Source organism: Tenacibaculum soleae (assembly GCF_001693415.1).
Lineage (GTDB): Bacteria > Bacteroidota > Bacteroidia > Flavobacteriales > Flavobacteriaceae > Polaribacter > Polaribacter soleae.
On record NZ_MAKX01000035.1, the window covers coordinates 21,043 to 36,815 of the forward strand.

The following is a 15,773-nucleotide window of genomic DNA, read 5'->3' on the forward strand; positions in this document are numbered from 1 at the left end:
AACCACTCTTTATTAAAGAGTGGTTTTTTTATGAAATTAAAACGTGTTAGTTTTAGTCTATGTAATCTTCAATAGGATTACAAGAACAGATTAAGTTTCTGTCACCAAAAGCATCATCTACTCTACGTACCGAAGGCCAAAATTTATTGTCAGCAATATAATCTAAAGGAAAAGCAGCTTGCTTACGTGTGTAAGGTAAAGTCCACTCATCAGCAGTTAACATCTCTTGCGTATGTGGTGCGTTTTTTAATGTGTTGTTACTGTTATCTTTTGTAGCATCTGCTATTTCTTTCCTAATAGAAATCATAGCATCACAAAAACGATCTAACTCGGCAATACTTTCAGATTCAGTTGGTTCAACCATGATAGTTCCGGCAACTGGAAAAGAAACCGTTGGCGCATGAAAACCATAATCCATCAAACGTTTTGCAATATCAACAACTTCAATTCCGTTTTGTTTAAAAGAACGACAATCTAATATCATTTCATGCGCAGCACGATTCATTTCACCAGAATATAATGTGTCGTAATGACCATTTAAACGCTCTTTAATATAGTTAGCGTTTAAAATAGCTAACTTAGTAGAGTCTGTTAATCCGTTAGCACCTAGCATTGTTATGTATCCGTAAGAAATTAAGCAGGCTAACGCTGATCCCCAAGGAGCAGCAGAAATAGCAGTAATTGCATTTTCTCCGCCAGTAGTGACTAAAGGATTTGTAGGTAAAAATGGTACTAATTGCGGTGCAACACAAATTGGACCAACACCAGGGCCACCTCCACCGTGCGGAATAGCAAAAGTTTTGTGTAGGTTTAAGTGACAAACATCAGCGCCAATGGTAGCTGGATTTGTTAACCCTACTTGAGCATTCATATTAGCTCCATCCATATAAACTTGACCGCCATTATCATGAATAATTTGCGTAATTTCCATAATAGCTTTTTCATACACACCATGTGTTGATGGGTAGGTAACCATTAAGGCAGCTAAATTATCTTTATGTTTTTCTGCTTTTGCACGTAAGTCTTCTACATCAATATTTCCTCTTTCATCTGTTTTGGTAACCACTACTTTCATACCAGCCATTACTGCTGACGCAGGATTGGTACCGTGGGCAGATGCAGGAATTAAACAAATGTTTCTATTAGCATCATCGTTAGATTCGTGATAAGCTCTAATTACCATTAATCCTGCAAATTCTCCTTGTGCACCAGAGTTTGGTTGTAAAGAGGTACCTGCAAAACCAGTAACAACATTTAATTGATGTTCAAGATTTTTTAAAACTGTTTGGTATCCTTCTGCTTGATTTAACGGAACAAATGGGTGAATATTACCCCATTGTGGATTACTTAAAGGTAGCATTTCAGAAGCAGCATTTAGCTTCATGGTACAAGATCCTAAAGAAATCATTGAATGATTTAAAGCTAAATCTTTACGTTCTAACTTTTTAATATAACGCATCATTTCAGTTTCTGACTGATACGTGTTAAATACTTCGTTATCTAAAAATGAAGTGTTTCTTTTAATATCAAAAGGAATCACATCCGAAGAAGTAAATTCAGTAATTGTAATATCTTGAATGTTAAAAGCTTGCTCAAAACAGTCAACAATAGCGTTAATTTCTTTTAAACTAACAGTTTCATTTACAGAAATCGAAATATGGTTATTGTCAATATAATTAAAGTTGATTCCGTTTGCCTCGGCAACAGGACGTAATTTATTTGCTTCAACTTCAATTAAAATAGTGTCGAAATAAGCGTTGTTTTTTTGCTTAAAGCCTAAGCTTTCTAAAGCGGTTGCTAAAGTGTTTGTGCTAGCATGAACTTTGTCAGCAATATATTGTAACCCGTCTTTTCCGTGATAAACAGCGTACATACCAGCCATAACTGCTAATAAAACTTGAGCAGTACAAATGTTTGAAGTTGCTTTTTCGCGTTTAATATGTTGTTCACGTGTTTGTAATGCCATACGTAACGCACGACCACCATCTACATCTTTAGTAACGCCAATTACACGACCAGGAAGGCTACGCTTGTATGCTTCTTTCGTTGCAAAATAACCAGCATGAGGTCCTCCATAACCTAACGGAATACCAAAACGTTGGGTTGTTCCTACAACAACATCGGCACCAAACTCACCAGGGGCTTTTAATTTTACTAAAGATAAAATATCAGCAGCTACAGCTACTTTTATGTTTTTTTCGTTACAGTTGGCTACAAAGTCTGTATAGTCACAAACTTGTCCATGTTTTCCAGGGTATTGAAGTATTGCTCCAAAAAATGCTGAAGAAAAATCAAAATCTTCATGGTTTCCAATCACTAACTCAATTCCGATAGGGATAGCACGTGTTTGTAAAACAGATAATGTTTGTGGTAAAATTTCTTCAGAAATAAAGAATTTATTTACACCTGCTTTTTTCTGAGCACGTTCACGTACATCAAATAACAAAGCCATTGCTTCGGCAGCAGCAGTACCTTCATCTAATAAAGAAGCATTTGCAAGTTCCATTCCTGTCAAATCACAAACCATTGTTTGGTAATTTAATAAAGCTTCTAAACGACCTTGTGCAATTTCTGCTTGATAAGGAGTGTAGGCGGTATACCAACCTGGGTTTTCTAATATGTTACGTTGAATAACACTCGGCACAATTGCCTCGTGGTATCCTAAACCAATATAACTTTTAAAAACCTTGTTTTTAGCTCCTAATTCGTTAATATGATTTAAATACTCATATTCACTCATTGCAGGCGCTAAATCTAATCCATTTTTAAGACGAATATCGTCAGGAATAGTTTCAAAAATTAATTGATCTAAACTATCAGCTTTAATAGTTTTTAACATTTGTTCTTGGTCCTTTACACGAGGGCCAATATGTCTTAGTTGAAATGAATTTGTGTTCATTCTGTGTTGTTGTTTTTAAGTGGCTCAAAAATAATGAAATTGTCTAATTTTTAGGGTATAAATTTTCGTTAAAAATGATATTTTATTAACTAAATGTTAGGGTTATAAACATAAAAACTATTTTTGTGTAATGAAGTTTTTTAAAAAACTACTTGATTTTTACATAAACGCTAGTATTCATGTTGCTTTAGCGGTGTATGCTTTTGTGCGAATTACTGAGTTTTATCTTGACTTGAGTTATAATGAATCGTTAGATTTTTTTCTTTTTTTTGCAACAATTACAGGTTATAATTTTGTAAAATATGCAGGAGTAGCCAAATTGCATCATCGAAGTTTGACAAAGAACTTAAGAGTGATTCAACTTTTTTCTTTAAGTTGTTTTTTGTTGATGTGTTTTTATGTAAGTAGACTAAATGTAGAAACCTTACTTTTTTTTATACCTTTCGGATTGTTAACGTTTTTATATGCAGTTCCTTTTTTTAGTAGATTTCAAAAAAACCTAAGAAGCATCGGTTATTTAAAAATTGTTGTGGTAGCCTTAGTTTGGGTTGGGGCAACAGTGTTTCTTCCTGTTTTTGATGCAGCAGTAGTATTTACAAGTAAAATTTATATAATGGCATTGCAACGTTTTTTATTAGTAATGGTGTTGATATTGCCTTTTGATATTAGAGATGTAAAATACGATGCAATTTCACTACAAACCATTCCCAAAAAAATAGGGATACAACAAACTAAAAAACTAGGATATGTTTTGTTAATATTTTGCTTGCTATTTGAGTTTGTAATATCGTCAAAAGAAGAATTTAAAACAGTGTTTTTAGTGGTTTTTACTATAATATTGTTTTTACTAATGCGAGCTTCAAAACAACAAGCAAAATATTATAGTTCTTTTTTTATAGAGTCGATTCCTATAATTTGGTGGTTATTATTGTTAATAGTTTAGTGTTTTTGTTAATAAAACAACGCAAACCTTTTCGAAGATTATTGCCTTTTTTATTAATTTGATTTGTATTTTTGATTGCTTATCAATAATATAAGTACGATGGCACCAAAAAGAAGTTTCGTTTTCGATTTTGATAGTACGTTAACAAGAGTTGAAGCATTAGATGTTTTAGCGGAGATTACTTTAGAAAAAAATCCGAAGAAAGAAGCCGTTATTAGAGAAATTGTCGAAATAACAAATCAAGGAATTGATGGAGAAATATCCTTTCCACAATCTTTAGAAAAACGCATTCAATTATTAAATGCTAAAAAGGCAGATTTACCAATTCTTATTACTGAATTAAAAAAACATGTTTCCTCATCTATCGAAAGAAATAAAGAGTTTTTTGAGCAGTTTTCTGATGACATTTATGTGATTTCAGCAGGATTTAAAGAATTTATAGATCCGATTGTGGCTGAATATAATATTCCATCCGAAAGAGTATTTGCTAACACTTTTCAATTTGATGAAAACGATTTAATTGTTGGTTTTGATGCTAATAATTCACTCTCAAAACATAATGGAAAAATTGAATGTTTACAAAACTTAAACCTACAAGGAGAAATACAAGTAATTGGTGATGGATACAGTGACGCGGTAACAAAAAAAGCAGGTGTTGCTGATACTTTTTTTGCCTATACCGAAAATATATCTAGAGAAAAAACAGTAGCCAATGCTGATCATATTACACCTAATTTAGACGAATTTTTATACCTAAACGATTTGCCAAGAAATATATCATATCCAAAGAACAGAATTAAAATATTATTATTAGAAAACGTACATGCCGATGCTTTTACAAAATTAACAGCCGATGGTTTTTCCGTTGAAACAATATCAAAAAGTTTATCAGAAGATGAGTTGATAAAAAAAATTAAAGACGTACATGTTTTAGGTATTCGATCTAAGACTCAGGTAACTAAAAAGGTAATTGAAGCAGCAGAAAAATTAATGGTTGTTTCAGCATTTTGTATAGGTACTAAACAAATTGATTTAGACGCTTGTAAAGAAAATGGAGTGGTAGTTTTTAACGCACCTTATAGTAATACGCGTTCTGTAGTTGAATTAGCTATCGGAGAAATTATTATGTTAATGCGTAGTGTTTTTCAAAGAAGTACAGAATTGCATAATGGACAATGGAACAAAACAGCACAAGGTTCGCGTGAGGTTCGTGGGAAAAAACTGGGAATTGTTGGTTATGGAAACATAGGTAAACAACTATCAATTTTAGCAGAAGCTTTAGGGATGGATGTGTATTATTATGATGTTGAAGATAAATTAGCGTTAGGAAATGCAACCAGAATTTCTACACTTAAAGAATTATTAAATATTTCTGATGTAGTAACCTTGCATGTTGATGATAACGCAGCAAATAAAAACTATATAGGGAAAGAAGAAATTTCACAAATGAAAGATGGCGTGCATTTTGTAAATCTTTCTCGTGGATTTGTAGTAGATATTGAAGCGCTGGTTGAGGGTTTAAAATCAGGTAAAATAGCAGGGTGTGCTATAGATGTTTATCCGGAAGAACCAAGAAAAAATGGTGATTTTATTACGCAATTAAAAGGTTTAGATAATGTGATTTTAACACCACATGTTGGTGGAAGTACAGAAGAAGCTCAAAAAGATATTGCCGATTTTGTACCTAATAAAATTATGGCATATATAAATTCAGGAAATACAGTAGATGCAGTAAATTTTCCGAATATAAGATTGCCACGTCAAACAAATGCACATCGTTTTTTACATATTCATAAAAACGTACCAGGTGTAATGGCAAAAATTAATAAAGTTTTGGCTGAGTATGAATTAAATATTACAGGGCAATACTTATCAACAGATGCTAAAGTAGGGTATGTAATTACAGATATTGACAAAGAGTACAATCAGGAAGTGTTAAATGAACTTCGTAAGGTTGAAGGAACTATAAAATTTAGAGTACTTTATTAAGAGTGCTTTAATGAAAGAGAATGATAAAAGCCTTGTAAATTTTACAAGGCTTTTTTTATAAAGAATTAAAATCTTGTAATGAATTTTCAATTAAGGTAGCTCCTTTTTGCAGAATAGATATATAGTTTTGTACGTTTTCTAATTTAAAGCGACTAGAAGGACCAGAAGCACTTATGCAGGCAATCGCATTTCCTTTTTTATTAAAAATAGGAATAGCTATACATATTAAACCTAATTCAAACTCTTCTAAATCTAAAGAATAGCCTTGTTTTTTTATGATGTTTAACGCTGTTTTTAATTTAGGAACTTTAGTAATTGTTTTTTGAGTATATTTAGTGAAATTGTTGTTTTTAAAATATTTTTCTTGCTTTTCAATAGAAGAAAAAGCTAAAAGTAATTTACCTGATGCTGTTGCATGAATTGGTTGATAAGAACCAATAGAGGTACTTATTTTTAAACCCTGTAAGCTATCAGCTTTATTTATGTAAAAAACTTGCTCTTCTTTTAAAATAGCAAGTAATATTGTTTCTTGTATTTCTAAAGCTACATTTTTAATAGATTGATTAGTCACTGTAATTAAAGATTGGTATAAAGAAACACGATTTCCTAATTCAAAAAGTTTACTGCCTAAACAATATTTTTCATTTTCATTCTGATGTATAACATTTAAAGAAACCAAAGTACTTAATAATCTATAGGTTGTACTCTTATTATAGCCTGTTTTATTCGCTAATTCACGAACACCCCATTCTTTTTTATCATTTGTAAAAGCATCTAAAACGGTAAACGCTTTTATAATTGATTGGTTTAAATTTTTGTTGTCAATCATTATTTTTTAAAAATCATTTTTGCTAATATAATAAAAAAGTGTAAATTTATAAAACACCGTTTCATTTAATGAAACACTTTTGTTTTTTGATTTGTTTATAAATCAAGTATCTTTAGTGTTTAAAAAGAAAGGTTTTTTTGAAATAAAAAGAAGCATGTACAAAGCAACACTCGACTACGCACAACAACAAGATAAAGAAGATAAATTAGCGCACTTGCGCAATCAATTTCATATACCAAAAGATAAAGAAGGTAATGAATGGTTGTACTTTACAGGGAATTCGCTTGGGTTACAACCTAAAAATACTCAAAAATATATTCAACAAGAATTAGATGATTGGGCTAATTACGGAGTAGAAGGGCATTTTGAAGGAAACACACCCTGGTTGCCTTACCATGAGTTTTTAACCGAGAGTATGGCGAAAATTGTAGGAGCAAAACCGCTAGAAGTTGTGGTGATGAATACGCTAACAACCAACTTACATTTGTTAATGGTGTCTTTTTATCAACCAACAAAAAAGAAATATAAAATAGTCATAGAATCTGATGCATTTCCTTCAGATAGATATGCCGTACAATCTCAATTAAAATTCCATGGATTTGATGTAGCAGACGGATTAATTGAATGGAAACCGAGAACGGGAGAAGAATTATTAAATATTGAAGATTTAGAAACAATTGTTGCTGAGCAAGGAGATGAAATAGCATTGCTATTGATAGGTGGCGTTAATTATTATACCGGTCAATATTTAGATTTAAAACGTATTGCTGAAATAGGACATTCAAAAGAATGTTTTGTAGGGATTGATTTAGCACACGGAGCAGGAAATATTTCTCCTAATTTACACGATTCAGGAGTAGATTTTGCAGCTTGGTGTACGTATAAATATTTAAATTCAGGCCCAGGAAGTTTAGGAGGATTATTTGTGCATGAAAAACATGCACATAATAAAGAGTTGCCACGTTTTGCAGGTTGGTGGAATCATAATAAAGAAACGCGATTTAATATGCGTCAACCGTTCGATGTAATGACAGGGGCAGAAGGTTGGCAATTAAGTAATCCGCCAATATTATCCATGGCAGCAATTAAAGCTTCTTTAGATATGTTTGCTGAGGTAGGAATGGAAGCTTTACGAGAAAAATCAGAAAAACTAACAGGGTATTTCGAGTTCTTGATCAATCAAATAGATTCTGATAGTATTAAGATTATTACACCATCTAATCCAAAAGAAAGAGGTTGTCAATTATCTATTCAAGTAAAAAATGCAGATAAAAGTTTGCATAAAAAACTAACAGAAAATAATATTATTACCGATTGGAGAGAGCCAGATGTTATCCGTTGCGCACCAGTACCAATGTATACGAGTTTTGAAGATGTATATAAAATGGTTTCAGTTTTAAAAGGATTGTTGTAACAAAACCAAACCTCACAGGTTTTTAAAACCTGTGAGGTTTAATTTATCAAAATATGAATAAAAAAGATAACATACTAATAATAGGAGCTGGTTTATGTGGAAGTTTATTAGCTTTACGATTAGCACAAAGGGGGTATAAAGTTGAGGTTTTTGAAAGCAGACCAGATTTACGAACTACGGATATTTCGGCAGGAAGATCAATAAATTTAGCATTGTCTGATCGCGGATTTAAAGCCTTACGTTTATGTGGTGTAGAAGAAAAAGCACGTGAAATATGTATTCCGATGTATGGGCGTTTAATACATGATAGTAAAGGAAATACTTTTACTTCTAATTATTCAGGAAGAGAAGGAGAATACATAAATTCAATTTCTCGTGGCGATTTAAATGGTATTTTGTTAACTGAAGCCGAAAAGCATGAGAATGTAACTATTCATTTTAATAAGAAATGTAGTTCGGTAGATATAGAAAAGATCATTGGACATTTTAAAGATTATAAAACCAAAGAAGAATTTTCTATAAATGCGGATGTAATTTTCGGAACAGATGGAGCTGGTTCGATATTGAGAAAAAGTTACTACTTAGAGAGAAAATTCTTATTTAGTTATTCGCAAAATTATCTATCACACGGTTATAAGGAATTAGAAATTCCTGCAGATGCCTTAGGGAATCATCAAATAAGTAAAGAGCATTTACATATTTGGCCTCGTGGCGAGTATATGTTAATAGCATTGCCAAATATGGATGGAAGCTTTACTGTGACCTTATTTTTAAGTTATGATGAAGGAGAATATAACTTTAATAATTTAACATCTGAAGAAAAGATAACTTCATTTTTTGAAACACAATTTCCAGATGCTTTAGCGTTAATTCCGAGTATAAAAGATGAGTTTTTAAATAACCCAACAGGAGCATTAGGTACTGTAAAATGTTCGCCATGGCATTATCAAAACAAAACCATTTTAATGGGAGATGCGGCACACGCTATTGTTCCGTTTTACGGACAAGGAATGAATGCTTCGTTTGAAGATATAACTGTTTTTGATGAAATCTTAAGTCATTTCGAGAGTAGTCGAGAAGTAGAAGATTGGGAAGCAGTTTTTAAAAGGTACGAGAAGGTAAGAAAAGAAGACACCGATGCTATTGCAGATTTAGCAATTGATAATTTTCATGAGATGAAAGATCATGTTGCTAATCCGATTTTTAAAGAAAAGCGAAAGTTAGAAATGACTTTGGAAGAGAATTTTCCTTCAGCATATTTTTCAAAATACTCGATGGTAACTTTCAATGAAAATATTCCTTATGCTGAAGCAATGAAAAAAGGAAGAGCACAAGATAAAGCGTTATTAAATATGGTTGCGCATCATGATTTAGATGCAATTACTGATTTAAAAGAAGTACTTAAAAAAGTACAAGAAGAAACAAACGAAATTTTAGAAGAGGATAAAATTGCAGGGATGTAATGTGTAAAATACCTCACAGGTTTTTAAAACCTGTGTGGTCTCAAAAATAAATATGAAAACATATATTGTTTTATTACGCGGAATTAATGTATCGGGAAAAAATAAACTCCCGATGGTTGAGCTACGTGAATTATTAAAAGGTTTAGGTTTTAAAAATGTTGAAACCTATATTCAGAGTGGTAATATTATTTTAAGTTCAGATAAAACAAAAGTTGAGGTTTGTAAAAAAGTAAATAAAGGAATTGCTGATAAGTTTGGTTATGATATTCCTGTGCTAGTAAGAACGCCACAAGAATGGACAGCGGTAATTGATAAATACCCTTTTTCAATAGAGAATGAAAAAATAGTTGCTTTTACTTTTTTAGATAAAACAACAAGTGAAACTGAAATTGAAATAAAAGGAATTAAAGAAGATCAATATAAAATAACGGGTGATGTAGTTTATTTAAACTGCCCATCAGGTTTCGGAAAAACAAAATTGACGAACAATACAATAGAGAAGAAATTAAATTTAATCGCCACAACAAGAAATTATAAAACAACTTTAAAGTTATTAGAATTAGCGAAAGACCTCACAGGTTTTTAAAACCTGTGAGGTCTACACAATAAATAGATGAAATACGAAATCTTACAATCAAATAATTATTACCATATTTTCAATAAAGGAAATAATGGAGAAAATATCTTTATAGAAGATGTTAACTATATTTATTTCTTAAAATTACTCAAAAAGTACGTAAATCCTATAGCTAATGTTTTATCGTATTGTTTATTAAAAAATCATTTTCATTTATTAGTTCAGATAAAAGAAGTAGCAGAAGAGAAAAAAGTATCTAAATCATTTTCTAACCTATTTAATTCATACTCAAAATCAATAAATAAGAAGTATAATAGAAGTGGTAGTTTATTTAGAGACCGATTTAAGAGAATTAAGGTTGAAGAAGAAGTCTATTTAAAAAAGTTAATAATTTATATAAATTTAAATCCAATTTATCATCAATTTGTAACGAGCTTAAATGATTATAAACACTCATCATATTTAAGTCTTATTTCAGAAAAAAGTACTTTATTAAAAAGAGAAGAAGTGCTGTTTTTATTTGAGAATAAAGAAAATTTTATACACCATTTAACTTACAAAAAATTGGAGTTTGATGAAAAATTGGCGGAATTAGTTTTAGAATAATTAAATATAGACCTCACAGGTTTTTAAAATCGATAAGGTCTTTTAAGTAAAATAATTATGGAGAAAAAAGTAACACCAAGAGGCGCATATCCACACGTAAAAGTTGTAGGAGATTTTATTTTTGTATCGGGTACAAGTTCACGACGAGCAGATAATACGATTGCAGGAGTAGATATTATTGATGAAATGGGAACCAAACATTTAAATATCGAAACACAAACACGTGAGGTTTTACAAAACATAGATAAGAATTTACAAACAGTAGGAGCAAGTTTAAAAGATGTAGTTGATGTTTCTACGTTCTTAGTAAATATGAATGATTTTGCAGGCTATAATAAAATATATGCTGATTTTTTTGAAAAAGAAACTGGGCCAACACGTACAACAGTAGCAGTACATCAATTACCACACCCTGATTTAGTGGTAGAAATAAAAGTAACGGCTTATAAAAAATAAAAATAGAGGAAAAACCTCACAGGTTTTTAAAACCTGTGAGGTCTAGTATAGAGTATGCATATAAAAAACTACATAAACGGCGAATTTGTAAATCCAATAAATGGAAATTACATTGATAATTACAATCCTTCAATAGGAGAAGTGTATGGTCAAATTCCTAATTCATCAAAAGAAGATGTTGAGTTGGCATATAATGCTGCCAAATCTGCCTTTAGGCAGTGGTCAGAAACAACCTTAGACCAAAGAAGTAAAATATTATCGAAGATTGCGGAATTAATAAAAGAGAAATTATCTTTTTTAGCAGAAGCAGAATCTAAAGACAACGGAAAGCCAATTAGTTTAGCCAAACAGATTGATATACCAAGAGCAGCAAGTAATTTTCAGTTTTTTGCAAATGCCATTACGCAGTTTTCATCAGAAGCACATGAAAGTGTTGGTTTAAATGCGATGAATTTCACTTTGCGACAACCAATTGGTGTGGTAGGTTGTATTTCTCCGTGGAATTTACCGCTGTATTTATTTACATGGAAAATTGCTCCGGCAATTGCAGCAGGAAACTGTGTGGTAGCAAAACCAAGTGAAGTAACACCAATGACAGCTTATTTATTAGGAGAAATCTGTAATGAGGCAGGCTTACCAAAAGGAGTTTTAAATATTGTTCACGGTTTAGGAGGATCAACAGGACAAGCAATTGTAGCACACCCGAATATTAAAGCAATTTCATTTACTGGAGGAACAACTACTGGAGCACATATTGCACGAGTAGCAGCGCCAATGTTTAAGAAGTTATCTTTAGAGTTAGGAGGGAAGAACCCTAATTTAATTTTTGCAGATTGCGATTACGATAAAATGTTAGCAACCACAGTTAGATCTTCATTTGCAAATCAAGGTCAGATTTGTTTATGTGGAAGTAGAATTTTTGTGGAAGAAAAAATATATGAACGATTTAAAAAAGATTTCGTTCAAAAAGTATCTGAATTAAAAGTTGGAAATCCAGCAAATAGCGATACAAATATTGGAGCTTTAGTGTCTAAACAGCATTTAGAAAAAGTAAAAAGTTATATAGATATTTCTGAACAAGAAGGCGGTAAGATTCTTTTTGGAGGCAAAACTGTGACTGTAACCGACAGTGAAAATGGTTATTATTTACAACCCACAATAATTGAAGTAACGGATAATAAATGTCGATTGAATCAAGAAGAGATTTTTGGACCTGTTGTTACTATTATGCCTTTTAAAACAGATGAAGAAGCATTAGCATTAGCAAATGATGTAAAATACGGATTGTCAGCAACGTTGTGGACAAATAATCTAAACAGAACTATGCAAATATCAAAACAAGTTCATGCAGGAATTGTTTGGGTAAACACATGGTTATTAAGAGATTTAAGAACTCCGTTTGGAGGGCAAAAAGAAAGTGGTGTAGGACGCGAAGGAGGTTTTGAGGCATTGCGCTTTTTTACCGAACCTAAAAATATTTGTATTAAATATTAAAAGATTAAATAATGTCAGTTCGAGTGATTTTGAGGAACGAAAAATTGTATCGAGAACTAAATAAAAATGATGAATAAAGAAATACGACAAAAAATAATTGAAGTTTGTAACGAGAAAATTGCAAAAAAAGGAGATAATGTAGGTTTGTCTTTCTACGCATTTTTCAAGAATAAAAATGACAATCCGAAGCTGTTAATGGAAGTCGCAAAATGGTGGATTGAAACTCATCAGTTAGATCATTTTGAAAAAGCAGTAAAGATTAAAGCAATGATTTTAGAAAATAAATAAGAACCTAGAGAAAAGAATCAAGAAAAAAGATGTAAAAATCTTTCTTCTAACATCTTTTTTCTTTCATCCATAAATTATGAATTTAAACATACAAAATAAAAACGCCTTGGTTTGTGGAAGCACGCAAGGAATAGGAAAAGCATCGGCAATTGGTTTGGCACAAGAAGGTGTAAACGTAACGTTGATTGCTCGTAACGAAGAAAAGTTAAAAGCTGTTTTAACTGAATTACCAGAAGGGAATCACAGTTATATTGTTGCCGATTTTTCAAATCCGAATGAATTAAAAGAAAAAATTGAAGCATCAAAATTAAACTTTCATATTTTAGTTAATAACACAGGAGGTCCTGCAGGAGGTCCTATTTTTAACGCCGAAATAGATGAGTTTGAACGCGCTTTTACACAACATTTAAAATGCAATCACGTATTGGTACAAGCAGTGGTTCCGTTTATGAAAGAAGCAGGTTTTGGAAGGGTAATTAACGTAATTTCTACTTCTGTAAAACAACCTTTAGAGGGTTTGGGAGTTTCAAATACCATTCGTGGTGCAGTTGCAAGTTGGTCTAAAACATTGGCAAACGAGCTAGGGCAATTTAATATCACCGTAAATAATGTATTGCCAGGAGCTACAGGAACAGAAAGATTAAAAGAAATTATAAACAATAAGGCAGCAAAAACAGGATTGTCTGTTGATGAGGTTTCAACAAATATGATGAATGCTTCGCCAGCAAAACGTTTTGCGAAACCAGAAGAGATTGCCAATGCAGTGGTTTTTTTAGCAAGTGAAAGTGCAAGCTTTATTAATGGGATTAATGTTCCTGTTGACGGAGGAAGAACTAAGAGTTTGTAATTTTTTTAGAAGCTGTTTCCTGCTTTCACTACTCGCTTTTTTAAGTAAAAAAAACTTAAAAAGAGCTCAAACAAACCGTTCAATCAGGGCTAAACTTGTTTGCTGAGGTTTGTTATAAAAGTGAATTTGAAGACTGTTTATAAAGAGATAAAAAGTTTGTAATTTAGAAACGAAATTTGCGTTAGGGATTGCAGCGGCATCCTTTTTATGTTAATTCGAGTGTTTTATTTTGAAGTGATAACGGAAAAATAAAATGTATCGAGAATACATAAAAAGATACAGCGAAAAGCCCGACCTTTAGGGAACGCCCAAAATATATAGATATGAATTTAGTACAGCCTTTAAATTTTAAAAAGTGGATTGATGAAAACCGTCATTTATTAAAACCGCCTGTTGGTAATAAACAAGTTTGGGATAATGGCGAGTATATTGTTATGGTCGTAGGTGGGCCAAATAATAGAAAAGATTATCATTACAACGAAACGCCCGAATTTTTTTACCAAGTAGAAGGTGATATGGTTTTAAAAATTATTGATGATAAGGGTAAAATGATTGATGTGGAGATTAACGAGGGCGATATTTATTTATTACCGGGAAAAGTACCACATTCACCACAACGAAAAGAAAACACGGTAGGTTTGGTTATTGAATATCCGCGTGCTGAAGGAATGTTAGATGCCTTGGAGTGGTACTGTGAAAATTGTGGAAGCCCGTTGTATAGAGAAGAATTTGCGTTGGATAATATTGAAACCGATATGCCTATTATTTTTGATAAATATTATTCAGATACTCAAAAATGTACTTGTGCTAATTGCGGAACAGTAATGGAAGCTCCTAATAAAATTAAATAAAAATTGCCTTAATTAAACCATCAAGTAAAAGATGACAAAAAGAAAACTACGCATAAACGGACATTCACATTTATTACCATACCCAGAACAGATTCCTCAATTTATGAAGGAAAAAGAAATTTTTTGGGTAGATGATGAACGAAAACACATGTTACAAAAAGGTTGGAAACGACCAGTAACAGATTCTAGTTTTTTTTTAGATGAAAAACTACGATGGATGGAAAAAAATAAATTAGACCATGCCGTAGTTTTAAACTTATCGCAATTATATGGTAACGGATTGCGCTTGGAGGAAATGAAAAAGGCATTACGTTTTCAAAACGATTTTAACGCAAAAGTACAGCATGATCATCCAGATAAGTTTACTTGTGGTTTTGTGGTACATCCAGGTTTTATTTACGGTGCATTGTATGAAATGGAACGTTGTGTTGAAGAGTTAGGTTTAAAAGTATTATGCTTACCAACGCATTTTATGGATTCGATAGGGCAGTGGCGTTGTGTGTTTGATAAAGAAAATGATCGCATTTTTGAATTAGCAGATAAATATAAATTAGCTATTGAAATTCATCCGTATGACGGTGATAAGATGATTAAGTTAGAAAATACCAATTGGCGTTTTCATTTAATTTGGATGTTGGCTCAATGTGGTGATGCGTATCATTTTTATACTTTAAACGGTATGCAAGAACGTTTTCCGAATATTCGAACCTGTTTTGCACATGGAGGACAATTAGCTCAAATGAATCTAGGGCGTCGTATTCAAGGATTTGACGGAAGACCAGATTTGTTTGAAGGGAAAACGCATCCAAGGAAAGCAGTAGGGCATCCAAATATCTTTTTTGATACCTTGGTACATGATACAGATTCTTTAAAATTAATGATAGATCGCCAAGGATCTAATCAAGTAATTATGGGATTAGACGATCCGTATCCCTTAGGAGAAATGGAAAGTGATGCACAATCTTCATATCCAGGAAAATTGTTAGATTTAGCAATTGATAGAGATATTATTAATCAAAAACAATATGACGAAATTTGGGAAGATAATACCTTACGTTGGTTGTTTGGTGATGATGAAAAAGCAAAACAAGATTTAATATCGAAGATTTTAAAATAG

At 32.0% G+C, this 15,773-nt stretch carries 14 protein-coding genes; 12 read left to right on the top strand and 2 right to left on the bottom strand.

From position 1 onward, the window contains the following. Positions 1–52: 52 nt before the first annotated feature. Entirely contained in the window at positions 53–2,899 is a 2,847-nt protein-coding gene (gcvP, locus tag BA195_RS12590) for an aminomethyl-transferring glycine dehydrogenase (RefSeq protein WP_068706011.1), read from the bottom strand. Positions 2,900–3,029: 130 nt separating this feature from the next. Here gcvP and BA195_RS12595 point away from each other — a divergent pair, with 130 nt between their 5' ends. Beyond that, entirely contained in the window at positions 3,030–3,842 is an 813-nt protein-coding gene (locus BA195_RS12595) for a UbiA prenyltransferase family protein (protein WP_068706012.1), read from the top strand. A 99-nt stretch (positions 3,843–3,941) separates the two neighbouring features. Continuing rightward, positions 3,942–5,831 carry a phosphoglycerate dehydrogenase gene (serA, locus tag BA195_RS12600; RefSeq protein WP_068706013.1) on the top strand — a complete coding sequence of 630 codons (1,890 nt, stop codon included), beginning with the start codon at positions 3,942–3,944 and terminating at the stop codon, positions 5,829–5,831. 55 nt (positions 5,832–5,886) lie between these two features. Here serA and BA195_RS12605 read toward each other — a convergent pair whose 3' ends face one another. After that, positions 5,887–6,660: an IclR family transcriptional regulator gene (locus BA195_RS12605; RefSeq protein WP_141677719.1), complete on the bottom strand. Its 774-nt coding sequence runs from the start codon at positions 6,658–6,660 to the stop codon at positions 5,887–5,889. 154 nt (positions 6,661–6,814) lie between these two features. Here BA195_RS12605 and kynU point away from each other — a divergent pair, with 154 nt between their 5' ends. From kynU to BA195_RS12655, 10 genes are all read left to right on the top strand, one after another. Further along, positions 6,815–8,074, top strand: coding sequence for a kynureninase (gene kynU, locus BA195_RS12610; RefSeq protein WP_068706226.1), 1,260 nt, complete (start codon positions 6,815–6,817; stop codon positions 8,072–8,074). Positions 8,075–8,127: 53 nt separating this feature from the next. Next, positions 8,128–9,537 (top strand): FAD-dependent oxidoreductase, encoded by a 1,410-nt coding sequence (locus BA195_RS12615; RefSeq protein WP_068706015.1) that lies wholly within the window; start codon positions 8,128–8,130, stop codon positions 9,535–9,537. A gap of 52 nt (positions 9,538–9,589) precedes the next feature. Continuing rightward, positions 9,590–10,123, top strand: coding sequence for a DUF1697 domain-containing protein (locus BA195_RS12620; RefSeq protein ID WP_068706017.1), 534 nt, complete (start codon positions 9,590–9,592; stop codon positions 10,121–10,123). Between the two features lie 27 nt (positions 10,124–10,150). Next, positions 10,151–10,720, top strand: a complete 570-nt coding sequence (locus BA195_RS12625) for a transposase (RefSeq protein WP_068706019.1) — start codon at positions 10,151–10,153, stop codon at positions 10,718–10,720. Positions 10,721–10,777: 57 nt separating this feature from the next. Next, the gene (locus BA195_RS12630) at positions 10,778–11,176 is read left to right on the top strand and encodes a RidA family protein (RefSeq protein WP_176715001.1); all 399 of its coding nucleotides are present in this window, start codon (positions 10,778–10,780) and stop codon (positions 11,174–11,176) included. Positions 11,177–11,230: 54 nt separating this feature from the next. Then, complete coding sequence (locus BA195_RS12635; protein ID WP_068706024.1) at positions 11,231–12,670, top strand: aldehyde dehydrogenase; 1,440 nt, start codon at positions 11,231–11,233, stop codon at positions 12,668–12,670. Positions 12,671–12,739: 69 nt separating this feature from the next. Beyond that, positions 12,740–12,958 (top strand): DUF6500 family protein, encoded by a 219-nt coding sequence (locus BA195_RS12640; RefSeq protein ID WP_068706228.1) that lies wholly within the window; start codon positions 12,740–12,742, stop codon positions 12,956–12,958. A 76-nt stretch (positions 12,959–13,034) separates the two neighbouring features. Next, the gene (locus tag BA195_RS12645) at positions 13,035–13,805 is read left to right on the top strand and encodes an SDR family oxidoreductase (protein ID WP_068706026.1); all 771 of its coding nucleotides are present in this window, start codon (positions 13,035–13,037) and stop codon (positions 13,803–13,805) included. A 323-nt stretch (positions 13,806–14,128) separates the two neighbouring features. Further along, entirely contained in the window at positions 14,129–14,656 is a 528-nt protein-coding gene (locus BA195_RS12650; protein WP_068706028.1) for a 3-hydroxyanthranilate 3,4-dioxygenase, read from the top strand. Between the two features lie 31 nt (positions 14,657–14,687). Further along, positions 14,688–15,773, top strand: coding sequence for an amidohydrolase family protein (locus BA195_RS12655; protein ID WP_068706030.1), 1,086 nt, complete (start codon positions 14,688–14,690; stop codon positions 15,771–15,773).